Raw genomic sequence first — 26,503 nt, 5'->3', positions numbered from 1 at the left:
TCCGGTGTCTAAATAGATCTCAGAAGCTGATCGCGATGCCGGGATTGGCAAAGAAGCGGTCGAATATGGCAAGCGGTAGCAGCACATCCGCCTGGCTCGCAGCATCATGACCGGATGGATTGTGGAAACGGACCGTATCAGCCGAGGCTGCCGTCACCAGAATGAGATGCCCGCCTTTTGAGGGCGGCATGCGTTCCGGCCAGCGTATGCCGCTATTGACCGAGGCGATGAAGAACGGGCGTTCAGCGAGCAGACCGGGGATGCTCTCTGTTGCGACACCCGTCATCGTTTCTGCCGAGAGCCCGAAGCGCTCGCCCACATAGGTCACGAAGGGCGCATAGATTAGTCCCTTGATCGAAGCATCCAGCTCGTTGACGACATAGCCGCCATAGGCGGTGCAGGCACGGGCGAGAGCAAGCGTCGGATGCAGGTCGCCGCGCGCTGCCAGGATCATCCTCAAGCAGGCCATGCCGCAGACATTGACCGCCCAGCGCGCGTATTCCTCGATCGTCTCGGCACCCGATTGCCGCCAGAGCGGATCGCGCAGCAGCGCCGCAGATCCTTCGGCAAGCACGGGCAATGTCATCTCCGGTGTTTCCCACTGACTGAAATAAGGAACGACGCCTGATGATAAGGGCATGGCAAAAATCTCCTGAACGGTATACTCGTATACGAGGTTGCTTGGCATGATCAAGATGATTGCTGTCTCGGAGAAGGTTGACCATGAACAATTTCGTCGCAATAAATGTTGAAACCATCCGGCCGGAGACTGTGGCGGATCGTATCGCAAGGGTTCTCAGGGAAGCGATTTCCGGTGGAGAGCTTCGCAGTGGCGTCGCGCTCCGACAAGACGAGCTGGCCGCACGATTTGGGTTCAGCCGCATGCCTGTGCGTGATGCCTTGAGGCTTCTGGAAAGCGAGGGCCTCGTAACCATTCACCCGACAAAGGGGGCCTTCGTGGCAAGAATAGATGCCAAGGAGATTGCGGAGATCTATTCCATTCGCTCGCTACTGGAGACGGAAGCCTTGCGCCTATCATATGAAGGGCTGACGACAGCCGATTTGGACAGGGCGGCAACATTTCTCGCCCAGATCGACGCTGAGAAAGATGTGGGACGTTGGGGGACGCTGAATAAGCAGTTCCACATGACACTTTACGGCGCCTGCCAAAATGAGCGGCTCATCGGCCTTATCGCTACCCACCATGATGCAGCCGACCGCTACGTACGTGTATTGCTATCCAGCTTGGACTATGAGCAGCAATCGCAGGACGAGCACCGTGCTCTGTTAAAGGCTTGCAGAGATCGGAATATCGACGCTGCAAGTGCAATTTTGCAGCGTCATTTGCTTGAAGGAAGTCGCAAGCTCAGCACGGCCGCCCAGTCGAGCTAAGGCGGCTCGCCGGTTCAGCGTTCGAGACGGGCGAAAGTACGCTTGAACTAGGAGATTCGCTGCCGTTGAGACGGGTAACAGGTACATTTTTGCTCTTGATGAGAGGTGAACCGCTGACCCCCACACCGCGGAAGTAGGAATCTACCCTGACAGACCGTTGCGTTATCACGACCTCTTCGGAAGTTTCGACTTAAAACTATCTTTCGCTTCGGCTGAAAGTGGACAAAGAGTGATTTTAGCTTAACGTCGCGAACGCATCGCGCGGGCTCAAGGTGGATTAGGCGTGGGCTTCTTCGGGACATTTGATAGGCTGCATCACGGTTTTCAACCTCAGCCGGATTGTCACCAATAGGTTGGGGGCCATCGCCCGCGCGGATTATCTCATGCCAGCTGGAACGATGTAACAATGCATGTGCTTCTTTAGAGTGATACGGTGCCAGCCGTCCTGGACCTCGTACCCCCCGGTGATCGATGACAATATTTACCGTCCGGCATGTCACGTCCTATCGTTATAAACGGCCGGTTGCGTTCGGAGAGCACAGACTTTTGTTCAGACCGAGAGACAGTTTCGATCAGACGCTGCTGAGCTCCCGACTCCTCATCGACCCGGAACCGGACTATCTTCGTTGGATCCATGATGTGTTCGGAAACTGCGTCGCAGTCATCGGCTTTGCTCAACCCTCACGTGAGCTCCGCTTCGAAACCGTCATTCGCCTTAACCATACACCCTATGTCGCAATTGATCTGCAAATCGATCAGGACGCTTTGACTTACCCGTTTTCATATGATCCAGACGAAGCGCTGGATCTGGAACGAACCATCCAGCGCCATTACGCTGATCCACATGATCAGGTCGGTAAATGGGCGCGCCAATTCGTGCGAACCGGGCAACCCACTGAAACCGGGCACCTGCTGATGACGTTGTGCTACGCCATCCATGAAAGTTTCATCTATGCCCGACGACAAGAGCATGGAACGCAAGCGCCGACCGAGACGCTGCAGCTTCGAAAGGGAACCTGCCGCGACTTCGCGCTACTTATGATGGAGGCCGCTCGATCACTTGGGTTCGCGGCCAGGTTCGTCACGGGCTATATCTACGTTCCAGACCGAGACGGATCCACCACCCTTGGCGGCGGTTCCACCCATGCGTGGTGCCAGATCTATTTGCCAGGCGCCGGTTGGGCTGAGTTCGACCCAACCAACGGTATCGTGGGCAACCATGATCTTATCCGTGTTGGGGTGGCGCGGGATCCGAAGCAGGCAGTTCCTTTGTGGGGAAGTTACGACGGAACAGCCGCTGACTACGAGGGCATGTCAGTCCAGGTCAACGTCACAACGGATGATCGCATCGAAACTGTGCTCAACTGATCGGAACGCATTGCCTATCCCGGCGTTTGCCGCCCAAGCTAGTATCACGGCAAGGTGGCGTCGCCTTAACTGCCTGTTCGAAATGACCTGATATCGGGTTTTCATGACCGAAGCCCCTCTCGTCCACTTCAGACGCCACCGATTTCCCGCTGAGATAATTGCCCATGCCGGATGGCTCTATTATCGGTTCCCGCTCAGCTTCAGTGACATTGAAGATCCGCTCGCTGAGCGCGGCATCAACGTCTCATTCCAGACCGTCTCGGAATGGGCGGCGAAATTCGGCTTGAAATTTGCTCATCTGCTGCGGCACCGTTCACGAGGCCATTTCTCCGACAAGTGGCAGCTCGACGAGATGGTGGTGACGATCAAGGGAAAGAAATATTGGTTGTGGCGCGCCATCGACGCGAACGGTTACGTGCTCGACGCTCTGCTGCAAAGCCGACGGAACAAGGCGGCCGCCTTAAAGCTGATGAGAAAGCTGCTCAAGCACCAGGGGACCGCCCCGCGCGTGATGGTGACCGACAAGCTGCGTTTCTATTCGGCCGCAAAATCCCAGTTGATGCCGCGCGTCGAACATCGTTCGCATAACGGATTGAACAACCGAGCTGAGAACTCTCATCTTGTAGTGCGACGGCGAGAGTGGCGCGAGGTGAGTATGTAATCTCGGATGACATCGGCGTGGGCGTCGAGGTCGCCGCGCAGCTCGCTGTCGAAGGTTTCGACGTCCCAGACTTCAATGATGGTGATACCCTCGGTCATGCCTAATTCTCGTTTCTTGCTACGATTCGCGCGCATGACGGGCTGACCAACTCCCAAATCCGTTCAATGATCGATTCCAGCGAACCAGCGTCTAGTTCGAGCGATGCGGCGTAAGCAAGCCATTGCCGCTGCTTCCCTTCGTCGCCAAACATTTCGACAGAGAGGCCTGGTCGGTGGCGACAAGGGTCCCCAGGACAAAGAAATTCGATTAGCTAAAAAACTAGCACAGCAATTGAAGGAGTAATCGCATGCCACTTGAGACATTTGAGTACGACTCCGCCGAATTCCTTGGGAGTGAGGAAGCGATCGCTGAATATCTTTTAGCTGCTAGCGAAGATGGAGACGCAAACCATATCGCTCGCGCTCTTGGTGTTGTCGCGCGCGCGCGCGGCATGTCGGATCTCTCTCGGAATACCGGACTTACGCGACCTGCTCTTTACCGAGCATTAAGTGGCGATGGCAACCCAGAGTTTGGGACGATTGCGAAGGTAGCTGACGCCCTTGGTTACAGGCTAAATCTTGTTTTGAAATCCAGCAGCGGTTCGAACGCCGCGGCGAAGTGAACGGCATATTCGAACGTTTTCTAAACGCTTTTTGGGCTCGAGACAGACCGAGGTAGCCGATTTCTCATGGTTTAAGCTCTTGAACGGATTCGAACCAGCGACCCTATCGGTTTTGGTGGGCTATGAAACTGCTAACGAGTTACGCAAAAACACCAATTGCTAATTCGCGCACGTGCCGAGGATCGGCGACATCAGCTTGATGTGGGCATCAATCCGTTCCAACACTCTATCGGGTAGAACAGCTCGTTCAGGCAGAGACCACCAAGACTGGTTGACGCGCTCGACGGTCTGCGTAACAGCCTTCAGCACAGCAGCTTCAGGCAGTCGCGCACGATGCGCGAAGACTTTCCATCGCTGGGCGTTCATTGCCTTGAACGGCCTTTCACTGGCCAGCGACAGTGCCATGGCATCCGACGGAATGTAAGGGACTGTCGAGAGCACATCATAGACTGGGGCGAGTGCCGGCTTGTTGCCCTTCCTATAATAAATCAGCGACCAATTCTTGAGGTGCATGTCGCCATTTCCTGTCAGGACTGCCAAAGCCAGTCGTCGGACGAACTCGAGGGCTGAAGCTGAAGAAACGGCGACCCCAATAGCCACAGCGATATCATGATATGAGGCCCCCTCATATTTTCGAGACGGATAGACGCCGAATACCTGTGCGAAATCTTCGATATGGATTCGTTCACCACCGGCAACGCGATCGAAACGTTTGACGAGGAGGACTTTGCCGTCGGACAATGTCTCAAACTCCTCCGGGATACCCTCGAACTGCGATTGTTCCACGAGCTCGCGTTCCGGCACGTCCATACCAATCGCTTCGGCCAATGCGAGATTTGCAAATTCGTTTTCCGAGACAGCGGGAAATGATGTTGATGGAAACTTGGCGATATATGAACCCTGCTCGTCGCCTAAGGGGATCGTCAGACCGCCGCCCTTGCCTGTGTTTTTAATGACGGAGAGTTTCATTTGCACGCCGGCGAGCGAAAACCGGGCCTTCGGTCTGGGGGGTGTCAAACCCTCATTACGAACAACGCTGCCTTCGCTCGGCACAATTCGGACAGCCCCCGGCAGATCCGATCCGAGTGCCGCAAGCAAATCGAAATCATTTCCTGCTCGCACGCTGCCTGAATGGTGCCTCTCCATAGCCTCGCGCAGTTTATCCTCTGGAAGAAGGTTCGCAAAGAACGATGGCAAAGCCCTTGCGGCAGGCTTCGGATCCTTCCGCAGACCCCCATGTGCCGCGCGAAATGACAAACTGAGCACTGGGAAACCACCCGTCTGTCGATAGCTCTCCTCAAAGCTGAACGCGTTGAAGTCTCCCGGCGTCCTCACGATCACGCCGACCTTCAGGTCATTCAGCAGCACGTCCAGTGAGGTTATAGCTCTTGGATCAAGAGGCGCATCAGACATTGCCATCACCATCAGGACTGGCGACGAAAGCAGGAAGGTCATCTTCGGCGCCACCTGGCTGCAGTAAAGCTTCAACCGCCGGGACCATCGCTTGAGGGATGAGCATCAGTTCCAGACCAAGCGCACGACCAATGTTGACCAGAGTGGTCGTACGGGCAGCGCTGGCTCCAACCTCAATCTCGCGGTACCGCGGTCGCGATATACCCGCCATATCCGCAACCTGCTCCTGGGTGAGGCCCAAAGTCTTGCGCGACGTCTTGAGCAGCCGCCCTATGTCCTGAAGAGCCTCCGAATCCGACTTCATATGATACCTTAACGCTTCATCTTCCCCATTATGATATGTTTAAGTATCTCACAGCATCTGCTCAGTCAAACCAAATGCCGCTAATAGGGATCATATCAGACTAAAAGATCTTCTTACAGATCAATTTTGTTTCCTCCACTGAGACAATCTGGGCACCGAAACTGGAAGCACACCCAAAATACACCCTTCTTTAAATGTCCGCTCCTATCCGCCTGGCAACATGCCTGCCGAGCAGGAAGACAAGGCATGAGGATTGGCTTCATCGGGGCCGAGCACATCAGTAAGGCACTGGCCCGGCTTGCAGTCGCGAAAGGACATACCGCGACGCTCAGCAATTCGCGCGGACCAGAACCCCTGCGCGAGGCAGCGGCCGAAATTGGTTGTCAGGCCGCTGTTGTATCCGACCTGCCCTCGTCCAGCGATGTGATGGTTCTCACAGTGCCGTTCGCAGCTTGCACCGCAGTTCCTTGATGGCAAGATCGTCATCGATGCGAACAACTACTACCCGGATAGGGATGGAAGTATCGATGCGCTCGACCGGCGCGAGACGAAAACGTCGCAACTGATCGCAAACCATTTCCAAGCGGCGACGATCATCAAGGCGTTCAACGCCATTCTGGAGAACGACCTCCTCGATCCTGTTGCACTTCCAAACAGAGCTAAGTGTGCCTTGCCGATTGGGGGTGACGATGCCGCCAACAAGGTGATTGTGACCACCCTACAAGCGGACTTCGGGTTCGATACTGTAGACGTCGGCCCCTCGCTGATAGCTGGCGTTTTGAGCGGGCCAAGCCCGCTTACTGCATCCCGCTCGATAAGGACGGTGTCATTGCGGCGCTCGCTGCGGCGGAACGGGATAAGGAACCCCCAGAGGGGTCGTGGAGGCGATAGCCCAACAAGGGGCGGCTTAACGAAGAGGCCGCCACTTGAATTCGCGACCTTCGGAGTGAAAATGTTAGGTGCACTCTTTGTCCGATATGGGCGAAATTGGACTTTGCTCGAACTCGTTTCGCTTTGAGTAAGCGCGAAAGCGCTTGACCTCAAACCGCCGATTAGAGAAGCGCCGCATCGCGGAAGCCGGGACCGACTACCCCGGCGAAAACGCTCCATCAACTTCTGCTTATGCGGCTTCGCGCATAGCAACCCGGCCCAGTTCCGCCGATAGCCATGGATCAACCGACAGATCTCTCTGCCAACAACGCCCTCGGACATCCACTATCGTCGCTGAGTTGAAGACGTTTCCATCGTCAGGAGACGCCTTCCCGAGTGTCACCGTCGTCAGGCAGGCAGCTTCATCTGCTTGCGCAGGCTCTTGTCGAACGCGCTTGCGGGTACGAAGCGTCGCAGGAAATGCAGTTGCCGCGCCGCCTTGGTGGCGGGGTAGCGCAACTTCGGCGACTTTACTGTCGCCGCCTTCACGACGGCTTCCGCGACAATCTCCGGCGCATCGCCTGCCTTGATGGCACTGTTCCACACGGCTTCCGTTGTCTTGCGGCCCGCATCGTAGACGCTCGTCATGCGGTCGGGCTGTTTCGCGTTGTGGTCAAGCGCCGTGTTCGTAAAGGCAGGCTCCACCAGAAGGACCCTGATACCGAGCGATCTGACTTCGTGATCGAGAGACTCCGAGTAACCCTCGACGGCATGTTTCGTGGCGGCGTAAAGCGCGCTGAACGGACTGGGAATGAAGCCAACCACCGAACTGATGTTTATGATGCGCCCGCTACGCTGCCTGCGCATGATCGGTAGGACCTCGTTAGTCGTCCGGACGATCCCGAAGACGTTGAGATCGAAGATAGCCTGCGCCTGTTCAACGGATGATTCCTCGGCGCCACCGATGAGGGCCCCGCCCGCGTTGTTAACGAAGATGTCGATACGGCCCGTGCGGCTGACGACTTCGGCGACCATTGCAGCCACCGAAGCGCTGTCGGTCACGTCGCATTCAAGCATCGTGATCCCCGCGACCGTCCCCGACCTCGCCTTCCGACTTGTTCCAAAGACCTGGTAGCCGGCCGACACCAGAGCCTTGGCCGTGGCAAGACCGATTCCGGTTGCCGCGCCGGTGACGACGGCGACGCTACGATTGTTCGTGTTCATTTCAATTCCTTTCGTTCGCCCGATACAGGGCGGTGTTGATGGCGCGGGAGTTGCAAGTGGTCCCCGCGAGGTCGAAGTGTCATGAGTTGGAGCGGTATCGCGCGGCGGGTTCGGAGTTGCTAAAGCCTGCGGCCAAGACGCCGCGCGCCTGCTCGAAGGCATCCCATGCGGCGACGTCGGGCACGGGCGGGATCGTCACCAGCTCCTTCCGGTCAAACCCGATCAGCGCCGCGTCGACGAGGTCTTCCACTTCCATCAGGTTCTGGACACGGTTGATGTCACCTCCTGCCCGCTCGAAGATTTCCGTACGTGTCGCGGCGGGCAGGACAGCCTGGACGTCTACGCCCTTGGAAGAGACTTCTGCGGCTAGGCTCTGCGACATGGTCAGCACATAGGACTTGGTGGCGGCATAGATGCCGTGGGAATATTCGGGTAAAAGCGCCAGCACCGAGGCGATGTTGACGATCGACCCGCTGCCCCGCTCCACCATCCCCGCGATTACCGCGGAAGCCAGTAGCGTCGGAGCGACGACGTTGAGACGAAGCAGTGTTTCCATCGCCGCAGGATCGGCCGACGTGAATCCGCCGAGCAATCCTGCCCCGGCGTTGTTGACGAGAATGTCGATAGACGGCTCTGCCTTCAGGCGTTCGGCGACCGTGCCGAGTTGCGTCGGGTCTGTAAGGTCGGCCGTGATGTTCTCGACGGCGATGCCATATGCCTGGCGAAGTTCGGCGGCCAGCGTTTCGAGGCGATCGGTCGCCCGGGCGACGAGAACGAGGTCGTGTCCCCGAGCGGCTAGCCGTCGTGCGTAGACGGCGCCAATACCGCTGGACGCTCCGGTAATGAGTGCGATGGTCATAGAGGTTCCTTCCGTCGGTCGCGTGACGGCCGATAATTGGTGGCATGAGGAGACAAGGGGTTTGCGGACTCAGCCGCGACGCTTGATGTGAAGCATAGGATAATGCTCGTAGTGGCCAGCGCCGTTTTGCACGATCGGGTCAAGCGAGGTCAGCGCCTCGATATTTTCGTCGTCTTCAATCTGATAAAGCGAGACGCCGTAACCGCCAGCGGGGTCCATGACAGGCCCGTGCGCCACGATTTTACCTTCCCCGAGAAGCCTGTCGAGATAAGTGCCGTGCTGGCCCATCCAGGTCTTTTCGTCGGTCGTCATCGTGGCGAGGAAATCGGGGCGCGGGGGTATGTATTTGCAGAGATAGAACTTCATCGTCGTCTTCCTGATGGGATTGGGCACCGGCTAATTTCGACGGCCAACAGAAATTTACGCTGGAATGTCGATGGATAAAGAGTTACTCTCATATTAAGAGTAAGTAACTACCAAAATGAGATCCACATGAAAAATCTTTCGGACCAGCCATGCCTCATTGCCCGGAGCCTTGCTCTCGTAGGCGATGCATGGAGCATGCTGATCATGCGCGACGCCCACGCCGGGTCCACGCGGTTCGACGAGTTTCGCAAGAACCTCAAAATTGCGCCGACACCGCTGGCGACACGTTTGGCTGCCATGACGGAAGAAGGACTTCTCGAAAAGCGCCGCTACTCGGAACGCCCACCTCGCGACGAGTATGTCCTCACCGATGCAGGGCGGGACTTTCTCCCGGTCCTTTTCGCGCTCGCGGCGTGGGGCGGAAAGCATCGCGGCGGCGGCGAGTTCACCCGCTTCTTCGATGAAGGCTTGGGCACGGAAATCGAGCCGGTGATGATCGATAGAACCACGGGCGAACCCATCGGGACGCGTCCCATCAAGATCGTGATGCCTGGCTGACATCGATCTATTGCGATCTTTTCACTTGGTGCTTCCGCATGTCACCGCTTGCTTGAGCGCACGGCGGCCCACACAAGCACGTCGGTCGAGAGCAGTATCGTGGACACGAGGACTGCGACTGACAGAAGCCCTGCCATTCTCTCCGAATAGCGCACCGTCTCTGTGTAGACCGACTTCGCTGTTGAGTAATAAAGATGGTCGTCCGGTAAACTGTCGTGCGACAGGATGTTAACCCGTGCACCCGCCGGAAGCGGAAATTATTTCCGCGTAGTGGCCATTTCCGGTTCCGACGCCTTGAAGGGATCTGAACTTAGGATACCCAGATGATCACTGCCGTAATCTTGGCCGTTTGGAAACTGCGCGAACCGGCCGAAGCCGGTGCCACTCATCGCCGATTGCTCACGTATTCGGCCAATCCAATAGATAGCGCTGATGGAAATCTTGCCATCGGCCCGTCTAAAACAAGGAGGCCTACCGGCTCTTATCGTCGCCGGTCTCCCAAGCAGCGTCTGACGCAATGCCAAAGCGACAAAGTTCTTCTTAAAAAACGTTCCGATGAACATCGCTCATTGCCCGCCGCAAATCATCGATCGCAGACGCCGTCTGTCCAGGTTCATCATTGAGCACCGGTGGTATTTTCCAACCGGGGTCGATGCCTTCCATGTTCGGCAGATCATGGGCGATACCCTTGTGGCAATCGATACAGGTGGCCTTGCCCGTCAGCAGGTATTTGGAATGTATATCGGCGGCCCGCTGCGTCTGTTTGGTAAAGTCCATGGCAACGGGTGAATGACAATTGCGGCATTCCAGGCTGTCATTGGCCTTGAGGCGCGACCATTCGTGCTGAGCAAGTTCGAGCCGCTTGTCGAGGAATTTCTTGCGGGTGTCGATGGTGCCGAAAATCTTGCCCCAGACTTCCTTGGAGGCCTGCATCTTGCGGGCGATCTTGTCGGTCCATTCATGCGGCACATGGCAATCTGGACAGGAAGCGCGCACGCCGGAACGGTTGGAGAAATGCACCGTCCGCGTCAGTTCTTCATAAACATTGGCGCGCATCTCGTGGCAGGAAATGCAGAAGGCTTCCTTGTTGGTCATTTCCAGCGCGGTGTTGAAGGCGCCCCAGAAGATCACCCCACCGACGAAACCGCCAAGCGTCAGGAAGGCGAGGCTGAGCGTACCCGCCGGCGTGGTCAGAACCGCCCAGAGCCAGATGAAGAGTTTTTTAATACGGGCAATCATCATTCGCTACCCGCCGGTTTCACGCCCATCGTGCTCATGTCCTCGAACGTGTTGGGCACGAGCGGTCGCGTATCGGCCTGCGGCACATGGCAGGCGGTGCAGAAATAACGCCGTGGCGAAACATCCGCCAGCATCTGGCCTTCGCGCGTCATGTAATGGGTGACGCTGATCATAGGTGCGCCGGAATCCTGCGTGAATTCGCGCTTGTGACATGACAGACAGCGATTGGCATTGACCGACAGCTGATAACCGTCAATCGAATGCGGGATGACCGGCGGTTGTTCGGGATAGGCACGCATGCGCCGGAAGTCGTCGATCACCCATTTCGGCAGCGGTTTGGCCGGCTCGGTCTTCATGGCATCGCCGCGCGGGCCGGACAGTTCCGGCACCATCTGCGCAACGGCCCCCGTCGCAAGCGCCACGACCAAAAGCGTGGTGGCGATCCATCCGTGTTTCCTGATCATGCGACTGGCTCTATCTTGACTGCGCATTTCTTGAAATCCGTCTGCTTGGAGATGGGATCGGTTGCGTCAAGCGTCACCTTGTTGATCAGCTGGCTGGCATCGAACCAGGGAACGAAGATAACGCCGGGCGGCATGCGGTTGCGGCCACGCGTTTCCACCCGCGAGCGGATTTCCCCGCGCCGCGAGACGATGCGGATTTCCGCGCCCTGATTGAGCCCGCGCTTGCGCGCATCATCGGCATTCATGAAACAGCGGGCGCCGGGAAACGCCTTGTAGAGTTCCGGCACGCGCATGGTCATGGAACCGGAATGCCAGTGCTCCAGCACGCGGCCCGTCACCAGCCAGGTATCGAATTCCTGGTCGGGAGATTCCGCCGGCGGCTCGTAAGGCACGGCGATGATGACCGCCCTGCCGTCCTTGTTGCCGTAGAACTTCACACCCTCGCCGGGTTTGACGTAGGGGTCGTAACCCTCGCGGTAACGCCACAACGTTTCCTTGCCATCGACGACAGGCCAGCGCATGCCGCGCACCTCGTGATAGGCATCGTAGGGCGCCAGATCGTGGCCGTGGCCGCGCCCGAACGCGGCATATTCCTCAAACAGGCCCTTCTGCAGATAGAAGCCGAAATCACTGGATTCCTGGTTCGCGTAATCGGCGTTGATCTCGCTCAGCGGGAACTTGCCGACATCGCTGTCCTTGTAGAGCACCTCGTAAAGCGTCTTGCCGCGATAGGCGGGATTGGCGTCGAGTATCTCCGCCGGCCATACTTCGTCGGTGGTGAAACGCTTGGAGAATTCCACCAGCTGCCACAGATCGGAACGCGCCTCGCCTGAGGGCTCCACCAGCTGGTGCCAGACATGGGTGCGCCGCTCGGCATTGCCATAGGCCCCTTCCTTCTCCACCCACATGGCGGCCGGCAGGATGAGGTCGGCGCTCATGGCGGTGACGGTCGGATAGGCATCCGAAACCACGATGAAGTTTTCCGGGTTGCGATAACCCAGATAGGTCTCGTTCTTGGTGTTGGGGCCGGCCTGGACATTGTTGTTGACCTGCACCCAGTAGAAATTCAGCTTGCCGTCATGCAGCATGCGGTCCTGCTGTACCGCGTGGTAACCCGGCTTTTCCGGGATGATGCCATGTGGAATGCGCCAGATTTCCTCGGCATGTTTGCGGTGTTCCGGGTTGGTCACCGTCATGTCGGCCGGCAGGCGGTGGGCGAAAGTTCCCACTTCACGCGCCGTGCCGCAGGCCGATGGCTGGCCGGTCAGCGAGAACGGACTGTTGCCGGGCTCGGAAATCTTTCCGGTCAAAAGATGGATGTTATAGACCATCTGGTTGGCCCAGACGCCGCGGACATGCTGGTTGAAACCCATGGTCCAGAGCGACATGACCTTGCGTTTCGGGTCGGCGTAAAGCTCGGCTAGTTCCTCTAGGAAGCCGGCTTCCACCCCGGTTATGGCGGCGGTCTTTTCCAGCGTGTATTCGGAGACAAATTCCTTGAAGGTCTCGAAATCGATCGCTTCCGTCTTGGTCGGATCGGCGGAATTGGCGGCATTCACCTCCACCGGATCGTCGGGACGCAGGCCATAACCGATATCGGTGACGCCGCGCACGAATTTCGTGTGGTTCCTCACGAAGTCCTCGTTGACGCGGCCGGTCTTGATAATGTGGTTGGCAATGTAATTGAGGATGACGAGATCCGTGCCGGGCTTGAAGACCATGGGGATATCGGCGAGATCCATGCTGCGATGGGTGAACGTCGAAAGCACCGCCACCCTCACATGGTCGAAACCCAGACGCCGGTCGGCGATGCGGGTCCACAAAATGGGGTGCATCTCCGCCATGTTCGAGCCCCAGAGCACGAAGGCATCGGCATGTTCGAAATCGTCGTAGCAGCCCATCGGCTCATCCATGCCGAAGGTGCGCATGAAGGCGTAAGCGGCCGACGCCATGCAGTGGCGGGCATTGGGGTCGAGATTGTTGGAGCGGAAGCCGGCGCGCATCAGCTTGGTCGCGGCATAACCCTCGAAGATCGTCCATTGGCCGGAACCGAACAAGCCGACGGCCGTCGGTCCCTTTTCCTTCAGCACGCGCTTGCATTGCTGCGCCATGACGTCGAAGGCCTCGTCCCAGGTTACCGGCTCGAACTCGCCATCCTTGGCGTAGACGCCGTTTTTCTTGCGCAGAAGCGGGGTCTCGAGGCGGTCCTTGCCATACATGATCTTGGAGAGGAAATAGCCCTTGATGCAGTTGAGGCCGCGATTGACCTCGGCCTGCATGTCGCCATGGGTGGCAACGACCTTGCCTTCCTTGACGCCGACCATGACGCCGCAGCCCGTTCCGCAGAAACGACAGGGTGCCTTGGACCATTTGATCTGCAATGCGGAAACACCGCCCGGCACCGGCTGGGCGGCGGCCGGCGGCGCAATGCCCGCCGTTGCCGCCGCAATGCCGGCGGCATGCGCCTTCAATAGATTACGCCGCGTCAGTTCGCTGCTCATCGCCGCCTGTCTCCTCTGTATCGACGTGTTCGAAAACCATGTTTGCGGCAATCACACCGTCGAATGTCGAAATATAGGTGAGCGTATCGCCCAGCATGCCGGTGCTCGTGCCATCTATGACGATGACGATCTTGCCGTTGCCCTCGGCATGGACCTCGACATTGTCGAGCGTCAGAAGCGTTGCAAAAACGGCGTCCCGCATCTGCGGCATCACCGCAACCACAGCGCTTGAGACATGATATCGGCCTGTATTCTCAGGCATATTGCGTCTCCCTGGCTGTTTCGTTGATCTTGATCACACCGACTGGGCAGACGGACACACAGGCCCCGCAGCCGGTGCAGGCATCCTCGACAAGCGCGGGCACGAAGGGGCCGCCGCAGCGGGGGCGAAACCGGATAGCCTCGCTCGGGCAGGCATCGCGGCAGGCCTGGCAATCGACATTGCCAAAAGCGAGACACCCCTCGCCGATCGCCATGACGTGATCGAAGCTTTGTGCGTCAGGCGTCGCAAAAACCGGCTCGGGACAGGCTTGCGCGCACTTGCCGCAGAAGGTGCACTCCCCGGCAGAGAAATCCACCGAAGGCAGACCGCCTACCATGGTGATGATGCCGGTGGGACAGGCTTCAACGCATTTTGCGCAACCGCTGCAGGCGGCGAGGTCGCTCCACGCGACCCCGGGGGGACAGACACGCATTTCCCGTTTCTGTCCGCCGCGCAGAAAATCGCGCCGGCTGAGTGAGACTTCCAACGTCATTTCGCCCTCAATGGCCTGGTGGACCCGGCGGCCCGTAAATGATCTGGAACATCCAGACGATGAAGCCATAAGCCCCAACAAATCCGACCGCCAGCACAGGCCAGATACCAAAGGCCAGAACGGCGAAGGTAATAAGCTCCTTCGTCCGGCTCGGCTTTCCATCCGCGTGTAGAGGCGCGACTATTTTAGGCATATTCGCGTTTCCCTGTTCGGTTCGCACCATCATCGGCCAAAAGGAGGGAATATTCAACCATCTGATATTATTGATTATTTATCAAACCTAACATTCATCAAGACCGCCCATCTAAGTCACTGATTTCATGTTGTGCGTTTGCCGAAAAAATAAACAGATAGCGTAAAGAGAGCAAAAATGGATGCCGGAGACGCCGGGCAACCTGCGTTCTCAACCACAAGCGCCGGCCTCGTCGGTACCAGGCGCGCGCATGAAGGGTAGAAAGCCCTGAAGCCAGATACCGAAACTCGCAGCCCACAGGATAGCACTGAGCCCGTGATGATAGGGTGACAGGACTGCTGCGAAATCAAATTCGGGCAGGATGCGGGTGAGACCTGCCATCACCATCAGGGCAGCCGCTGCATGCGCCTGCCAGGGCAGATGTTTCAGATCGCGTCCGGTGTGCCGGAGCCCGGCAATGATGAATACGGCCATGATGGCGCAGCCAAGCGCGCCGACTGACAGCAGGTGCAGCCCTGCCGCGGGCGTGGTGGAAAAACCGAGCCGCGTCGCCCCGAGCGCCAGAAATCCCGCCCCGGCAAAGGAATTGCCGAGCGCCAGCAACAGGACCTCGGTCCTGAAGACGGCGCGGCCGATGAACCATTCGGCCAGCCGGTCGAAAAACGCGGCACCGGCCGCAAGCGCCAGCCAGGCGCAGACATCACTTTCCGGAAACAGAAGTTTTGCTGCCATGTACAGCGTCACCATGGCACCTGCCATATGCTGGCGTCCGGGATGTGGCCGGTAAGGCGTGGTCTCGCCGCTTGGATCGAGCGCCAGATTGATGACGACGACGTTGATGCGCGCGGCCGAGAGCGAGAAAAGCACGATGAAGATGCACAGCGCCGCCTCCAGACAGCGGGCCGCGAATTGCAGATCGCCAGCCCACCAGGCAAAACGCACACCCGCTTCCGCCGCCGCAAACAGCATGAGCCAGAGAAGGAAGGCCAGATGTTTTGTCGTTCGCCGTACCAGCATTGCCCTGCCGATGAGGGAGGACAGAGCAAGCAGAAACGCCAGGTCGAAAAATCCCGCCAGCAGGCTCCACGCATCAGCCCCCAGGAAACCGACGAGGCGACCCGGCAGCCAGAGGCCGGCGAGAGCAAGCAGCGTGCGGCCAGCCGCCGCTTTTGTATCGGTCCACTCAGGGACAGCCGAGCCAAGAAAACCGGCCAGCGCCATGCCATAGGTACCAAAAATCATTTCGTGGGCATGCCATTGCGATGGCGGAACAGCGTCGGCGAAAGGCAGGCCGTAACCGCCGATGACGATCCACAAAAACGGCCAGACAGCGCCGTGCAGGGCCGCCAGAGAGAAAAACAGTCGCAGAGCTTCCGAAAGGATGGGGGGCTGTCTCATCTCATCCGCTCCTTTGCCGAAAACAATTCGGAGAAGGCCGGGCTTTCCGCCAGCAATTCCGCCTCATCGAAAACCGCGCGCGCCATGCGCTGGCCCGGCGAACCGTTCGGACTATGCGCGGCGATAACACGGCCGTCGGCGCCGGAGAGCACGATCAGCCGGTCGGCAACCAGCAGCGCCTCGTGAAGATCATGGGTGACGAGAAGGGTGGAAAAGCCGCGTTTGCGGGCAGCCATCACCAGCAGTTCCTGCAAATGTCGGCGCAGGCCCACATCGACGGCGCTAAAGGGTTCGTCCAGAAAAAGCATGTCCGGCTCTACGGCAAGCGCCCGCGCCACACCGGCTCGCTGGCGCATGCCGCCCGAAAGCTCGACCGGATATTTACGAAAATCCGTTTCTTCCAGACCGACTTCCAGCGCAAACAGCGCCGCGATCTCCCGCCGCAGCCGTGTCGGTATGCCGACTGCCGCAAGCCCGTAGGCGATATTGTCGATCAATGTCATCCATGGCAGCAGCCGCGGCTCCTGAAACACCAGTCCCTGCCGGCGGTAATTGCGTCGTACCCCGCCGCGAACGGGATCGATGATACCGGCCGCGATCTGCAAAATCGTCGTCTTGCCGCTGCCGGAAGGGCCGAGCAGCGCCACGGTTTCCCCCGCCGCGATGCTCAGATCGAAATTCTCAAACAGGCTGCGGCCGAGAAAGGCATGGCCGACCTGTTCGAAACTGAGGGCAAAATGGTCGCTCATCGTTTGACACCCCATGGCAGCCCGGCGGCGCGCCAGCGCTCCAGCGCTTCGCGCAGCAGATGCAGCAGGCCGTAATCGGTCAGCAAGGCAAGGCCGACCGTGATGGTGAGCCAGGCGCTGACCTGGGCGATATCGAACAGGGCCCGTGCAGTCGCCAGTTCGCCGCCAATGCCGCCGGAATTTGACAGAAGCTCGGCCATGACGGTCACTTTCCAGGCACTGCCGGCCGTCGTCGTCCAGGCCGGAAAGAGATAGGAGAGAACATGCGGCATGGTGACCGTGCGCAGGCGGTAAAACCATCGAGCGCCGAAAGCCTGTGCCATCACCTCCAGCTGCCGGTCCCGCTTGGCGGCACCTTCCAGCGCGCCGGCGAAAGAAACGGGTGCGGAGGCGATGACCACGGTCATGATGGCCGTGCCACCGGACGAACCGAACCAGATGAGCGCCAGCACAATCCAGCCGATGGGCGGCACGCCGAGGAGGACGGTGACGACAGGCTTCATCAGCCGCATGGCCGCGAAGGAATAACCTGCTAGCACGCCCGCCACTGTGCCGATGCCGGCGGCGATGGCAAAACCGGTCAGAGCCCTGACGGCGCTCTGCGACAGGATCGCGAAAAAATCCGGCCGCGCCGCCAGAAGCCCGATCGCCGCGAAAGTCTCACCCGGCGAAGGCAAGATGACGGAGCCGTAAATCTCGTGCCCGGCCTGCCAGGCGGCGAGAAAACAAAAAATGCCTGATAGCCCGGCCCAGCCCGCCCAGAGATAGCGACCCGTCCAGCCAAGGATTTCAAGAATGCGGTTCATGCCTGCTACACCAGATAAAAGCCGTCATCCGGTCGCCGGCCGCCGATGATGGCCGGATCCGCCTTGGTGAGTTCATCGTAAAATGCATCGAGATCGGCGCGTGCAGCGCTCGCCTTCAAAGCCGACAAATGGCTCGTCGGAAAGGAGGCCGCGATGATTTCCGCCGGGAACCCAAGGGCGTCGGCGGCGGCCGCCGCCGCCCTTTGCGGATCGGCCATAGCGCTGATGAGCACCGCCTCCATGCCCGCCTGCAAGGCCCCAATGCCAGCCTTGCCGAGCTTTTCCTGAACCTGCGACGTCAGGGCGAGCCCCGCCTGCGGGATTTCGGGCTTGCCCGCCACCTTCGCCCAATCCTGCTGGATATCGATGGTGCGATGCACGGTCATGAAAAACGACTTTGCCTTGATCAGCACCGCAGTTGCGGCCGGTTCGCTCAGCAGCGCAGCATCCACCCTGCCCGTCAGCAGCAATTGCACGGCCTCCGGTGGCGAGGCGGCATATTCCAGCTTGATATCGCCGGGCTTCAAGCCTTTTTCAGCGACCAGCCGGCGCAAGACGAAATCGGGCATATCGTTCTTGAACGGCAGAGCGAGCGTCTTGCCGGAAAGGCTTTCCAGCGACGTCAGCGTTTCGTCCTTCGACACTACATAGAGCAGACCGGTGGTCAGCACATTCAAAAGCCCAAGGCCGAGGCCGCGATTATGGAGATTGGCGGCACCGTAGCTCGGCATCACCACCGCCCCCATCGAGCCGGAGGCAACGGCGGCGCGCATCTCGTCCGGGGTTTTCCAGGCCTTGAAGACGGCCTCAGGCGCGACATCGTTCAGGAACCCGCCTTTTACCGCATGGGCCAGCACGGCCGAAGGTGCGGCCGGCGGACCGTAAAAGACAAATGGAGCTTCGGCCCTCAGGATCGAGGGCGCGGCAAGGCTCACAACGGTCAGCCCGGAAAGCAGCGACAGCGCCCGGCGTCGTGTGTAACTGGTCATGATCAGATCCTTTCCGCGTTCAGAAACGCGCCTTGATACCGGCATAAAATCCGCGTCCGTCGCCCGGCAGATAGACCGCCTGACCGGCGCTTGCCTGATCGAGAATGAGTGTGGAGGAGGCGTAGGTCTTGTCGAAGACGTTGGTGACGGCGCCATAGACCGAGAACCTGTCATTGACACTATATTCGGTCCGCAGATCGACCACCGCATATGGATCGGCATACAGGGTGTTCATGTTATCGACCGGTGTCTTGGACGGGACCCATTGCAGCACCGCGCCGATATCCCACTGTTCGAAAAGGGCATATTGTACGGCCAGATTGACGACCTGGCGCGGCGCGCCGGCCAGCCGGTTATCACCGCGCACCGGATCGTCCCAGAAGCGGAAATCCTGCAGCACATAAGCGAGACGAGCGGTCAGGCCATCCAGCACCTCACCGGAAACGCCGAGTTCCAGACCGGCATGAACGGTTTCATCCGCGTTGAAGGCGGAGAGCAGCGAACCGCTGCTGTCGCGCAGGCTGAGCAATTCGTTCTCCACCCAGGAATAATAGGCGGTGGCGTCGATATTCCAGGAGCCGCGCTCGCCGCGCCAGCCGATTTCAACCGTGGTGGCGGTCTGTGCCTTAAGATTGGGCGTCGAAAAGCCGGTGGGCGAGGCGTTCGGCGTGCCGCCGGTGGTGCCGAGAAGATCGTCATGGGTCGGTGGCTCGAAACTGCGGCTGACGGCTGCAAACACCATGTCGCTGTCACCCGGCCGCCAGCTGATGCCGAGCGCCGGCGACCATCCGTTATAGCTGCGCTCATAGCTCGTATCCACGGCGGCCACCGAAGGGGCGACTGCGCCACCCGGTCCGAAACTTAGCCGCGGCCGCCTCGCGGCCCGCCAGAGGTCCTCATTGTCACGGGTGGCGTGGGTATAGGAAAGCGATGGCGACAGCGTGAGCGTTTCCGAAAGCGGTGCGTTCAGGCCCACATTCAAGGATAGCGTCGACGCATCGAGATCGTTGCTGGAAAAGGCCGGACCATCGCCCCCTGCCCGGTTGATATGATAGGTGCGTTCCGCCGATCCGACCGTATAAAGCGCAGACGCCTCGAACAGCGGCAGCAGCGCATCGGCATCCGGCTGGTAGGCATAACGCAGAAGACCCGTCACATCACCGCCATCCGTGCGCCGCACGCCGCTCGAGACAGGGAAACGGAACATGTCCCTGGTATAGGTGTAACCCAGCCCGATATCGAACAGATGATCGCCGAGTTCGATTGAGCTGCGCGAACCGATGACGAACTGGCTCGCTTCCCGGCGCGGTTTGTCACGCGTCACATTCGGGCCGAGGCTGATTGGCGGACCGGGCGAAATCTGCCGTGGGTCGGCATCCATGGCACTTTTCGTCAGGGGGCCTGCCACGTCGAAACCAAGATCGGTATAGCTGGCAAAGACACGGGTTTTGACCGTGTCGGACACATCCGCCTCGATCACTCCTCCAACGCTTAACCGGCGTGATTCATTATAGACGCGATAACCGTCGCGGCGGCTGGCATCGGCATAAAAGCCGGCTGCAAAGCGATCCGCGTCGAAGCCGGTGCGCAGCGAGGCGTCCGCCTGCCCGAAGCTGCCGCCGCCGGCGGAAATGCTGGTTCCGTTCTCCACCGGCGAAGCGAAATTGATCGCTCCGCCAAGCACGCTGGCACCCAGCCGGTTGGCGGTGTAACCGCGATAGATTTCTATGAGACTGGCCTGACCGGGATTGGCCAGCCCAACGATGTAAGAACCATCGGCGCGGTTGATCGGCAGCCCGTCCTTCAGCACCAGAACGCCACGTTCGACCGGGTTCTGCTGCAGCCCGGAGCCCCTGATCTGAATGCGCGGCTGATCGTTGCCGCCGAAAAAGCGCTGGACGACAACGCCGGGCGCAGATGCAAGTGCATCCGCAAGCGTCGGCGCGGCAGTCAAGGTTCGGTCCTGAGGCTGAAGCGCGGAAACACCACCCGGAATGGCGTTCAGCCGCTTTCGCGCCTGCTCCACGCCATCCGCCCATCTGCTCCCCTCAACCGTGATCGTCTGCAGAACCGTGGTCGAACCCGGCGTGGCCGATTGCGCCAGCGCAACACCGGAAACCCCGGCCATCAGACCCGTCATTATCGTGAAAAACCCAGCCTTCAGCCCCCGCATGTGCCACCCCTTCAGTCATGTTCTGCGTGCACCGGGAATGACATTTTGCAAGAACGGCCTCTTTGCGCTCGATCAAACAACACCAAAAACATGAGTTTTATTTGCATGTTTTAAGAGACAGGGCGTCACGCAGAATTCGCGAGCCTTCCTGGGCGGCGGCGGCGATATCCAGAAACATCAGGCTCGCGGTTTCGACGACACCTTCATCGACCGTATCGTCCTCGGCGAAATCAGCGAGCATCTCGGTCAGAAGTCCGATCTTGCGCCGCTCCTCACGGGCGGCGGCCAGAAGCTTGACGATGTTGCGCTGGCGCTCGAAATCTTCGGGCTCACGCAGGGCCTCGTGCACTTTGTCGCAGCAGCCGCGATCGAGCGCGTTCTGCAAGACAACGTCGCGCACCAGATGGATCGTAGCCGCGATATCCGCGCCGCCCGGAGTTGGCCGTGCCTGCTGTTCCTGTCCGCTAATCGTCATAGATTGGCTCCATGCGCCGTGTTGCGGGCGCGGGCTACCCACGCCGCCCCTTCCTGCCCGTGGTGAAAACCATTGGAAAAGGGCGCGTCTGGATAGGCTTGTTGCAGAAGGACTAGACCTTCCTCCGCATCATGCCTTCCGGCCAGAACATCATCGTGGATCCGTGCCACCGCCACCATGTCGCAATCCTGTGGCGACAGGCGAAAACGCGCGATGCCGGCAGCGGCCAGATCCTGCAGCTCGCCAAGCAGCGACTGGCAGGTGTGTGACACCGTCTGCACGCCGTTCAGCGCCAGAAAAGACTGCCGGTCGAGCGTGCGCACCGGCAATCCATCCGGGTCGTCACCGCAGACGAACTGGCAATTATCCTTGATATTGCCCTTGGCGCGGGCATGGGCGCAGCGCGCCGAAATGGCGAGCGGCAGGCGGCCGAATGCGAAGATTTCGAAGTCCACATCAGTTGTTTCCGCCACGATGCGTTCCACCGAGGTGACCGGCAGTTCCGGCGGCAGGCAGATGGCGCTTGCACCACGTGACGCCAGAAGCCGCGCGGTTGCGGCATTATAGACATTCACCATCGGCCCGACGACATGCGGCGTGCCGTGCAGCATGCCGAGTGCTGAAAGGTCGTTCGCCTCGACGGGATAGGGGCTGTCGGCGATCAGGCCGCGCAGTTGGCGGCTTTCCCGCTCCAGCGTCACCAGGGAAAGCGTCGAGAAGACCACCTGTTTTCCGGCACCCTCCAGCCGCTCGATCACCTCTGCGAGATGCGGTTCGGTGAAATGAAACCGTTTTGAACATACAGTTTCGCCAAGATAGACATGGCTGACAGGAGCCTCATCGGCGATGCGGAGATAGAAATCGCGCCATTTCTCGCCCTGCCAGAGATAAAGGACCGGGCCGAGCGCCAATGTGGCCTTTTCGGTTTTTGCCATCGCCATCATCTCCAGCGTTTCTCGTAAGCGCCGACAGTGGTGCGCTGGCCTTCGCTTAAGAGCCGCAGGCGTGAGAGCAGCCGTGCCCGCTCTTCGGCGCTGGCGGCCAGCGCCCGGTGCAGGGTGGACACCACTTCCGCCACATAGGCCTTGCCGCGCTGGCGGCCCTCGATCTTCAGCGCGCTAACGCCCGCTTCACGCAAGGCATCGATCTGGTCCATGACATCAAGCGACACCGGATCCTCGAAGGCATAGGACTTGTCATCGGAGATTTCGAAACGGCCCTTGCATAACGTAGGGTAGCCCGCCGGCTCCCCGCCCGGAAAGCGGTTGATGGTGTAATCACCGAGTTCCGACACCAACTCCTGGCCATCCTGCCGGTAGCGCACATGGCTCGCCGGCGAACAGACGCCGTTCATGTTGGGTGACTTGCCTGTGGCATAGGAGGACAGCGAGCAACGCCCCTCCGCCATGACGCAGAGACCGCCAAACACGAAGATTTCGATCTCGCAGCGGATTTGCCGCGCCAACCGGGCGATGTCGGCAATCGTCAATGTGCGCGGTAGCACCACGCGTTTCGCGCCGAAGGCATCAACGAGAAAATTCACCGCATCGGCATTGGAGGCGGAGGCTTGCACGGAGACGTGTATGCGCTGTTGCGGATGGTGTTCCGCCACATGCGCCATCAGGCCGAAATCGGCAAGGATCAGCGCGTCGGCACCTGCCTTCACCGCATCGGCCGCGCCGCGATACCAGATATCCTCATTGCCAGCAAGCATGAAGGTGTTGAGCGCCACGAAGGTCTGCACGCCGCGTTTCTTCGCATAGACAATGGCTTGGGCAAGCTCTTCGCGGGAAAAATTGAGGCCGGGGAAATTGCGGGCATTGGTCTCGTCGCGAAAGCCGCAATAAACGGCATCGGCGCCGGCATCCACGGCCTCCCGGAAGGCGGCGGGCGTTCCCGCCGGGCAGATCAGTTCCATGCCTGCTCTCCCCGTGTTTCGGAAAGAACATGGCCGCGCAGGCGGTTTGCCGCACGCATCACCATGGGTGCGAAAGGCCCGGCAAAGGCACCGAGATCACGCGGCAGGTCGATGCCGCTGTCATCGAGCGCATTACGCAGCGCCAGCATTGCCTCCATGTCGCCGGTCACACTCAGATCACGCGAGAAAAACAGCGCATCGGCATCCTGCCGCCCCTCCATCAGCGCAAGCAGCATGAAGAGCGGCCCCTCGACCGCCGCATCCGCCTTCGGCAGACGGCCCTTGCGGCTGACGGTGATGGCGGGACGCGCCGGTTCGACTACGAAGGCGAAAGGCAGATCGACGGGAAGAAAGGCAAAACGCTTGTTGCAATGTTCTCCCAGCCGACCGAACAGATCGGGATGTCGTTTCATGATCTGCGCCAGCATCGCCGCCGTCGCTCGCCGCACCACGGCAAGGGGCAGAAAATTCATGGGGGTAGCGATGGCGGCGGGAAACGGTCTCATAGATGGTCCTGTCAGATCAGTTGCGGGCAGGAACCTAACCGCAGCGCGCCAGCACCGGTTTGAGGGAACGCAAAGACAGAGAGATTTTCAGGTGCGGCTTCACAAAAACCGCTATAAATCATTCACTTGCGAAGCGAAGGAGGCCGCCCATGTCCGATATAGGGATCAAACGGATTTACGACGCCGCCAGCGATGATGACGGCGCACGCATTCTGGTGGACCGGCTGTGGCCGCGCGGCATGCGCAAGGGAACCGCACAGCTTTCCCTGTGGATGAAGGAAATCGCGCCCAGCAACGAGTTGCGCAAGAATTTCTCGCATATGCCGTCACGCTTTGCGGAATTCACCCGCCACTATCATGAGGAACTGGCGTCAAATCCCGATGCCGTGGCACGCATGAAGGAGCTGATGGCGAAAGGCCGCGTCACGCTGCTTTATGCCGCCCATGATACCGAACACAACCACGCCCTCGTCCTCGCCGACTATCTTCGTTCGCACTGAAGCCGCATTTGCGGCAGCGCAAGGACATGCCGCATCGCCACCGGCAAACAGGCGGCATGAGAGACGAGAAAACAGAAACTAAACCCGCCCACGCAGCCGATTTGCGTAGTTTCGCCCGGCTGCTGGAAGAACGCGGCCAGCTGCAACGAATCCACCAGCCGGTTTCGCTGGTGCACGAGATCACCGAAATCCACCGCCGTGTGCTCGCCGATGGCGGGCCGGCGCTGCTGTTCGAGCAACCCGTCGATCATGAGGGCAAGGTGCAGGAGATGCCGCTGCTCGCCAATCTTTTCGGCACGCGGCAGCGCATCGAATGGGGGTTGGGGCTTGAGACGGGCGGCCTGCCAGCACTTGGACAAAAGCTTACCGAATTGCGCGAGCCGCGGCCGCCGAAATCCATGGCCGAGGCCTGGGGTAAACTGCCTTTGCTGAGAGCCGCACTTTCCATGCGGCCAAGAAATGTCTCCCGCGCGCCGGTTCAGGAAAGGGTGCTGACGGGCGATGCGGTCGATCTTGCCCGCCTGCCGGTGCAATGGTGCTGGCCGGGAGAGCCGGCCCCGCTCATTACCTGGCCACTGGTCATCACGCGCTCGCCTGATGATCCCGACGATATCAATGTCGGCATCTACCGCATGCAGGTGCTGGGGCCGGACAGGGTGATCATGCGCTGGCTGGCGCATCGCGGCGGCGCGCATCACCACCGGCTGTGGCAGGCGCGTGGACTGGATATGCCCGTTACCGTCGCCATCGGGGCCGATCCCGCCACCATTCTTTCCGCCGTCATGCCGCTTCCCGAACATATCAGCGAGCTTGGCTTTTCCGGCCTGCTGCGCGGCACGAAAAGCCGTATCGCCAGAGCATTGACCGTGCCGATGCCGGTGCCCGCCAATGCCGAGATCGTGCTGGAAGGCACTGTCTCAGCAACGGAAACGGCAATGGAAGGCCCCTATGGCGACCACACCGGCTATTATAATTCGGTCGAAGCCTTTCCGATCCTGACGCTGTCGGGGATCACCACGCGCCGCGACCCGATCTATCTTTCCACCTATACCGGCCGGCCGCCGGATGAGCCCTCGGTTCTGGGGGAAGCCATGCTCGAGATTTTCCTGCCGCTCGTCAAAAGGCAGTTTGCGGAAATCGTTGATCTGTGGATGCCGCCGGAGGCCTGTTCCTATCGTGTGATGGTCGCTTCCATCGACAAACGTTATCCGGGGCAGGCAAAACGGGTGATGATGGGCCTGTGGTCGATGCTGCCGCAGTTCAGTTATGTGAAGCTCATCATTCTGGTCGATCCCGATATTGATGTGCGCAACTGGGCGGATGTCATCTGGGCGCTCTCCACCCGTTTCGACGCCTCGCGCGATACAACGATCATCGACGATACGCCGATCGATTATCTCGACTTCGCCTCGCCGAAAGCCGGCCTCGGCGGCAAGATGGGTCTGGACGCCACCCGCAAGCTGCCGCCGGAAACGAAGCGTGAATGGGGCCGCGTGCTGTCCATGACGCCGGACGTCGTCGCGAAAGTGGATCTGATGTGGCGTGCTCTCGGCCTTGAAGAACGGCCATGACCCCATGCCGCGTCGTGCTCGGCGTTACCGGCGCATCTGGTGCTGCAATTGCGCTGCGCATCATCGAGCGCCTTGCCGCGATGAAAAGCGTCGAAATCCATCTCGTCCTGTCGCAATCCGCCAGACGCACCGTGTTGCATGAGGAAGGTGCGCAAGCCATGGGGCGGATGTTGTCGCTCGCCAGCGTCAATCATGCCGTCGATGATATCGGCACGGCGATTGCCAGCGGTTCTTTCCCGACCACTGGCATGATCATTGCGCCCTGTTCCATGCGCACGCTCGCGGCCATTGCAACCGGGCTTTCGGACAATCTTCTCACCCGCGCCGCCGATGTGCATCTGAAGGAACGGCGGAAACTCGTGCTGATGACTCGTGAGACGCCGCTGCATCTCATCCATCTGCGCAATATGTGCGCGGTGACGGAAGCAGGCGCCGTCGTGATGCCGCCGGTACCGGCCTTTTACAACAAGCCGCAAAGCGTCAACGATATTGTCGATCAGCTCGCCGCCCGCGCCATTGATCAGCTTGGCATCGCTTCCGCACCGCAGGCGACGATATGGCAGCCGCATGTGGTGAAGGCGCCCTGAGCG

Annotated in this window: 28 protein-coding genes and 2 pseudogenes; 9 read left to right on the top strand and 21 right to left on the bottom strand. The window is 59.6% G+C overall.

The window, feature by feature from the left end; translation table 11 throughout:
- Positions 1-19: 19 nt before the first annotated feature.
- Positions 20-640: a C39 family peptidase gene (locus tag ACZ5A6_RS25250; RefSeq protein WP_464111591.1), complete on the bottom strand. Its 621-nt coding sequence runs from the start codon at positions 638-640 to the stop codon at positions 20-22.
- Between the two features lie 83 nt (positions 641-723).
- On the opposite strand from ACZ5A6_RS25250, the gene ACZ5A6_RS25245 reads away from it, so the two are divergent.
- The 4 genes and pseudogenes from ACZ5A6_RS25245 to ACZ5A6_RS25230 all read left to right on the top strand — a co-directional run bounded on the left by ACZ5A6_RS25245 (position 724) and on the right by ACZ5A6_RS25230 (position 4,082).
- On the top strand, positions 724-1,392 hold the full coding sequence (locus ACZ5A6_RS25245; protein ID WP_112402702.1) for a GntR family transcriptional regulator: 669 nt from the start codon (positions 724-726) through the stop codon (positions 1,390-1,392).
- Between the two features lie 471 nt (positions 1,393-1,863).
- The gene (locus ACZ5A6_RS25240; protein ID WP_112402703.1) at positions 1,864-2,760 is read left to right on the top strand and encodes a transglutaminase-like domain-containing protein; all 897 of its coding nucleotides are present in this window, start codon (positions 1,864-1,866) and stop codon (positions 2,758-2,760) included.
- Between the two features lie 103 nt (positions 2,761-2,863).
- Positions 2,864-3,406, top strand: a pseudogene (locus ACZ5A6_RS25235) (IS6 family transposase); the annotation flags it as partial.
- 361 nt (positions 3,407-3,767) lie between these two features.
- On the top strand, positions 3,768-4,082 hold the full coding sequence (locus ACZ5A6_RS25230) for an addiction module antidote protein (RefSeq protein ID WP_065689125.1): 315 nt from the start codon (positions 3,768-3,770) through the stop codon (positions 4,080-4,082).
- A gap of 159 nt (positions 4,083-4,241) precedes the next feature.
- Here ACZ5A6_RS25230 and ACZ5A6_RS25225 read toward each other — a convergent pair whose 3' ends face one another.
- Positions 4,242-5,495: a type II toxin-antitoxin system HipA family toxin gene (locus ACZ5A6_RS25225; RefSeq protein ID WP_464111604.1), complete on the bottom strand. Its 1,254-nt coding sequence runs from the start codon at positions 5,493-5,495 to the stop codon at positions 4,242-4,244.
- Positions 5,488-5,799 carry a helix-turn-helix domain-containing protein gene (locus ACZ5A6_RS25220; RefSeq protein WP_174027637.1) on the bottom strand — a complete coding sequence of 104 codons (312 nt, stop codon included), beginning with the start codon at positions 5,797-5,799 and terminating at the stop codon, positions 5,488-5,490. The genes ACZ5A6_RS25225 and ACZ5A6_RS25220 overlap by 8 nt, the downstream gene beginning before the upstream one ends.
- A gap of 246 nt (positions 5,800-6,045) precedes the next feature.
- Between ACZ5A6_RS25220 and ACZ5A6_RS25215 the strand changes: the two are divergent.
- Positions 6,046-6,690: pseudogene (locus ACZ5A6_RS25215) on the top strand (NADPH-dependent F420 reductase).
- A 387-nt stretch (positions 6,691-7,077) separates the two neighbouring features.
- On the opposite strand, the gene ACZ5A6_RS25210 reads toward ACZ5A6_RS25215, so the two are convergent.
- The 3 genes from ACZ5A6_RS25210 to ACZ5A6_RS25200 form a co-directional block, all read right to left on the bottom strand.
- Positions 7,078-7,893 carry an oxidoreductase gene (locus ACZ5A6_RS25210; RefSeq protein WP_112683017.1) on the bottom strand — a complete coding sequence of 272 codons (816 nt, stop codon included), beginning with the start codon at positions 7,891-7,893 and terminating at the stop codon, positions 7,078-7,080.
- Between the two features lie 79 nt (positions 7,894-7,972).
- Positions 7,973-8,752, bottom strand: a complete 780-nt coding sequence (locus ACZ5A6_RS25205) for an SDR family NAD(P)-dependent oxidoreductase (protein WP_464111590.1) — start codon at positions 8,750-8,752, stop codon at positions 7,973-7,975.
- Positions 8,753-8,821: 69 nt separating this feature from the next.
- Positions 8,822-9,118: a YciI family protein gene (locus ACZ5A6_RS25200; protein WP_174007754.1), complete on the bottom strand. Its 297-nt coding sequence runs from the start codon at positions 9,116-9,118 to the stop codon at positions 8,822-8,824.
- Between the two features lie 126 nt (positions 9,119-9,244).
- On the opposite strand from ACZ5A6_RS25200, the gene ACZ5A6_RS25195 reads away from it, so the two are divergent.
- Positions 9,245-9,676, top strand: a complete 432-nt coding sequence (locus tag ACZ5A6_RS25195) for a winged helix-turn-helix transcriptional regulator (protein ID WP_174007757.1) — start codon at positions 9,245-9,247, stop codon at positions 9,674-9,676.
- Positions 9,677-10,216: 540 nt separating this feature from the next.
- Here the strand turns inward: ACZ5A6_RS25195 and ACZ5A6_RS25190 are convergent.
- The 15 genes from ACZ5A6_RS25190 to ubiT all read right to left on the bottom strand — a co-directional run bounded on the left by ACZ5A6_RS25190 (position 10,217) and on the right by ubiT (position 23,842).
- Complete coding sequence (locus ACZ5A6_RS25190; protein ID WP_272479405.1) at positions 10,217-10,912, bottom strand: cytochrome c3 family protein; 696 nt, start codon at positions 10,910-10,912, stop codon at positions 10,217-10,219.
- Between the two features lie 2 nt (positions 10,913-10,914).
- Positions 10,915-11,406: a nitrate reductase cytochrome c-type subunit gene (locus tag ACZ5A6_RS25185; protein WP_065659082.1), complete on the bottom strand. Its 492-nt coding sequence runs from the start codon at positions 11,404-11,406 to the stop codon at positions 10,915-10,917.
- The gene (gene napA, locus ACZ5A6_RS25180) at positions 11,376-13,880 is read right to left on the bottom strand and encodes a periplasmic nitrate reductase subunit alpha (protein ID WP_464111589.1); all 2,505 of its coding nucleotides are present in this window, start codon (positions 13,878-13,880) and stop codon (positions 11,376-11,378) included. Before napA ends, ACZ5A6_RS25185 begins: the two co-directional genes overlap by 31 nt.
- Positions 13,855-14,142 carry a chaperone NapD gene (locus ACZ5A6_RS25175; protein ID WP_065659080.1) on the bottom strand — a complete coding sequence of 96 codons (288 nt, stop codon included), beginning with the start codon at positions 14,140-14,142 and terminating at the stop codon, positions 13,855-13,857. The genes napA and ACZ5A6_RS25175 overlap by 26 nt, the downstream gene beginning before the upstream one ends.
- Positions 14,135-14,635 carry a ferredoxin-type protein NapF gene (gene napF, locus ACZ5A6_RS25170; RefSeq protein ID WP_112403079.1) on the bottom strand — a complete coding sequence of 167 codons (501 nt, stop codon included), beginning with the start codon at positions 14,633-14,635 and terminating at the stop codon, positions 14,135-14,137. The genes ACZ5A6_RS25175 and napF overlap by 8 nt, the downstream gene beginning before the upstream one ends.
- Before the next feature lie 7 nt (positions 14,636-14,642).
- Positions 14,643-14,828, bottom strand: coding sequence for a periplasmic nitrate reductase, NapE protein (gene napE, locus ACZ5A6_RS25165; protein ID WP_112403080.1), 186 nt, complete (start codon positions 14,826-14,828; stop codon positions 14,643-14,645).
- Between the two features lie 210 nt (positions 14,829-15,038).
- Positions 15,039-16,226 (bottom strand): NnrS family protein, encoded by a 1,188-nt coding sequence (locus ACZ5A6_RS25160; protein WP_112403082.1) that lies wholly within the window; start codon positions 16,224-16,226, stop codon positions 15,039-15,041.
- Positions 16,223-16,975: an ATP-binding cassette domain-containing protein gene (locus tag ACZ5A6_RS25155; RefSeq protein ID WP_112403084.1), complete on the bottom strand. Its 753-nt coding sequence runs from the start codon at positions 16,973-16,975 to the stop codon at positions 16,223-16,225. The genes ACZ5A6_RS25160 and ACZ5A6_RS25155 overlap by 4 nt, the downstream gene beginning before the upstream one ends.
- Entirely contained in the window at positions 16,972-17,781 is an 810-nt protein-coding gene (locus tag ACZ5A6_RS25150) for an ABC transporter permease (RefSeq protein WP_174007401.1), read from the bottom strand. The genes ACZ5A6_RS25155 and ACZ5A6_RS25150 overlap by 4 nt, the downstream gene beginning before the upstream one ends.
- A gap of 5 nt (positions 17,782-17,786) precedes the next feature.
- On the bottom strand, positions 17,787-18,770 hold the full coding sequence (locus ACZ5A6_RS25145; protein WP_112403157.1) for an ABC transporter substrate-binding protein: 984 nt from the start codon (positions 18,768-18,770) through the stop codon (positions 17,787-17,789).
- A 19-nt stretch (positions 18,771-18,789) separates the two neighbouring features.
- A complete protein-coding gene (locus tag ACZ5A6_RS25140) occupies positions 18,790-20,943 on the bottom strand; it encodes a TonB-dependent receptor family protein (RefSeq protein ID WP_112403088.1) in 2,154 nt (717 codons plus the stop codon).
- A gap of 97 nt (positions 20,944-21,040) precedes the next feature.
- The gene (locus ACZ5A6_RS25135) at positions 21,041-21,418 is read right to left on the bottom strand and encodes a hypothetical protein (protein WP_112403091.1); all 378 of its coding nucleotides are present in this window, start codon (positions 21,416-21,418) and stop codon (positions 21,041-21,043) included.
- The gene (gene ubiV / locus ACZ5A6_RS25130; RefSeq protein WP_112403159.1) at positions 21,415-22,353 is read right to left on the bottom strand and encodes a ubiquinone anaerobic biosynthesis protein UbiV; all 939 of its coding nucleotides are present in this window, start codon (positions 22,351-22,353) and stop codon (positions 21,415-21,417) included. The genes ACZ5A6_RS25135 and ubiV overlap by 4 nt, the downstream gene beginning before the upstream one ends.
- A gap of 5 nt (positions 22,354-22,358) precedes the next feature.
- Entirely contained in the window at positions 22,359-23,336 is a 978-nt protein-coding gene (gene ubiU, locus ACZ5A6_RS25125) for a ubiquinone anaerobic biosynthesis protein UbiU (RefSeq protein WP_464111588.1), read from the bottom strand.
- Positions 23,327-23,842, bottom strand: a complete 516-nt coding sequence (ubiT, locus tag ACZ5A6_RS25120; protein WP_112403095.1) for a ubiquinone anaerobic biosynthesis accessory factor UbiT — start codon at positions 23,840-23,842, stop codon at positions 23,327-23,329. Before ubiT ends, ubiU begins: the two co-directional genes overlap by 10 nt.
- Before the next feature lie 149 nt (positions 23,843-23,991).
- On the opposite strand from ubiT, the gene ACZ5A6_RS25115 reads away from it, so the two are divergent.
- The 3 genes from ACZ5A6_RS25115 to ACZ5A6_RS25105 are packed head-to-tail and all read left to right on the top strand — an operon-like array spanning position 23,992 to position 26,500.
- Entirely contained in the window at positions 23,992-24,342 is a 351-nt protein-coding gene (locus ACZ5A6_RS25115) for a DUF488 domain-containing protein (protein WP_112403097.1), read from the top strand.
- A gap of 56 nt (positions 24,343-24,398) precedes the next feature.
- On the top strand, positions 24,399-25,913 hold the full coding sequence (locus ACZ5A6_RS25110) for a UbiD family decarboxylase (RefSeq protein WP_162714263.1): 1,515 nt from the start codon (positions 24,399-24,401) through the stop codon (positions 25,911-25,913).
- On the top strand, positions 25,910-26,500 hold the full coding sequence (locus ACZ5A6_RS25105; RefSeq protein ID WP_111799450.1) for a UbiX family flavin prenyltransferase: 591 nt from the start codon (positions 25,910-25,912) through the stop codon (positions 26,498-26,500). Before ACZ5A6_RS25110 ends, ACZ5A6_RS25105 begins: the two co-directional genes overlap by 4 nt.
- The last annotated feature ends 3 nt before the right edge of the window (positions 26,501-26,503 follow it).

Source organism: Agrobacterium sp. 6Ca8 (assembly GCF_055382765.1).
This window is presented reverse-complemented; position numbering and strand designations above follow the sequence as displayed.

Bases quoted from the DNA above. Each gene is read 5' to 3' on its own strand.
- ACZ5A6_RS25250 (WP_464111591.1), bottom strand. From the start codon at position 640: ATGCCCTTATCATCAGGCGTCGTTCCTTATTTCAGTCAGTGGGAAACA.
- ACZ5A6_RS25245 (WP_112402702.1), top strand. From the start codon at position 724: ATGAACAATTTCGTCGCAATAAATGTTGAAACCATCCGGCCGGAGACT.
- ACZ5A6_RS25240 (WP_112402703.1), top strand. From the start codon at position 1,864: ATGACAATATTTACCGTCCGGCATGTCACGTCCTATCGTTATAAACGG.
- ACZ5A6_RS25230 (WP_065689125.1), top strand. From the start codon at position 3,768: ATGCCACTTGAGACATTTGAGTACGACTCCGCCGAATTCCTTGGGAGT.
- ACZ5A6_RS25225 (WP_464111604.1), bottom strand. From the start codon at position 5,495: ATGTCTGATGCGCCTCTTGATCCAAGAGCTATAACCTCACTGGACGTG.
- ACZ5A6_RS25220 (WP_174027637.1), bottom strand. From the start codon at position 5,799: ATGAAGTCGGATTCGGAGGCTCTTCAGGACATAGGGCGGCTGCTCAAG.
- ACZ5A6_RS25210 (WP_112683017.1), bottom strand. From the start codon at position 7,893: ATGAACACGAACAATCGTAGCGTCGCCGTCGTCACCGGCGCGGCAACC.
- ACZ5A6_RS25205 (WP_464111590.1), bottom strand. From the start codon at position 8,752: ATGACCATCGCACTCATTACCGGAGCGTCCAGCGGTATTGGCGCCGTC.
- ACZ5A6_RS25200 (WP_174007754.1), bottom strand. From the start codon at position 9,118: ATGAAGTTCTATCTCTGCAAATACATACCCCCGCGCCCCGATTTCCTC.
- ACZ5A6_RS25195 (WP_174007757.1), top strand. From the start codon at position 9,245: ATGAAAAATCTTTCGGACCAGCCATGCCTCATTGCCCGGAGCCTTGCT.
- ACZ5A6_RS25185 (WP_065659082.1), bottom strand. From the start codon at position 11,406: ATGCGCAGTCAAGATAGAGCCAGTCGCATGATCAGGAAACACGGATGG.
- napA (WP_464111589.1), bottom strand. From the start codon at position 13,880: ATGAGCAGCGAACTGACGCGGCGTAATCTATTGAAGGCGCATGCCGCC.
- ACZ5A6_RS25175 (WP_065659080.1), bottom strand. From the start codon at position 14,142: ATGCCTGAGAATACAGGCCGATATCATGTCTCAAGCGCTGTGGTTGCG.
- napF (WP_112403079.1), bottom strand. From the start codon at position 14,635: ATGACGTTGGAAGTCTCACTCAGCCGGCGCGATTTTCTGCGCGGCGGA.
- napE (WP_112403080.1), bottom strand. From the start codon at position 14,828: ATGCCTAAAATAGTCGCGCCTCTACACGCGGATGGAAAGCCGAGCCGG.
- ACZ5A6_RS25160 (WP_112403082.1), bottom strand. From the start codon at position 16,226: ATGAGACAGCCCCCCATCCTTTCGGAAGCTCTGCGACTGTTTTTCTCT.
- ACZ5A6_RS25155 (WP_112403084.1), bottom strand. From the start codon at position 16,975: ATGAGCGACCATTTTGCCCTCAGTTTCGAACAGGTCGGCCATGCCTTT.
- ACZ5A6_RS25150 (WP_174007401.1), bottom strand. From the start codon at position 17,781: ATGAACCGCATTCTTGAAATCCTTGGCTGGACGGGTCGCTATCTCTGG.
- ACZ5A6_RS25145 (WP_112403157.1), bottom strand. From the start codon at position 18,770: ATGACCAGTTACACACGACGCCGGGCGCTGTCGCTGCTTTCCGGGCTG.
- ACZ5A6_RS25140 (WP_112403088.1), bottom strand. From the start codon at position 20,943: ATGCGGGGGCTGAAGGCTGGGTTTTTCACGATAATGACGGGTCTGATG.
- ACZ5A6_RS25135 (WP_112403091.1), bottom strand. From the start codon at position 21,418: ATGACGATTAGCGGACAGGAACAGCAGGCACGGCCAACTCCGGGCGGC.
- ubiV (WP_112403159.1), bottom strand. From the start codon at position 22,353: ATGGCAAAAACCGAAAAGGCCACATTGGCGCTCGGCCCGGTCCTTTAT.
- ubiU (WP_464111588.1), bottom strand. From the start codon at position 23,336: ATGGAACTGATCTGCCCGGCGGGAACGCCCGCCGCCTTCCGGGAGGCC.
- ubiT (WP_112403095.1), bottom strand. From the start codon at position 23,842: ATGAGACCGTTTCCCGCCGCCATCGCTACCCCCATGAATTTTCTGCCC.
- ACZ5A6_RS25115 (WP_112403097.1), top strand. From the start codon at position 23,992: ATGTCCGATATAGGGATCAAACGGATTTACGACGCCGCCAGCGATGAT.
- ACZ5A6_RS25110 (WP_162714263.1), top strand. From the start codon at position 24,399: ATGAGAGACGAGAAAACAGAAACTAAACCCGCCCACGCAGCCGATTTG.
- ACZ5A6_RS25105 (WP_111799450.1), top strand. From the start codon at position 25,910: ATGACCCCATGCCGCGTCGTGCTCGGCGTTACCGGCGCATCTGGTGCT.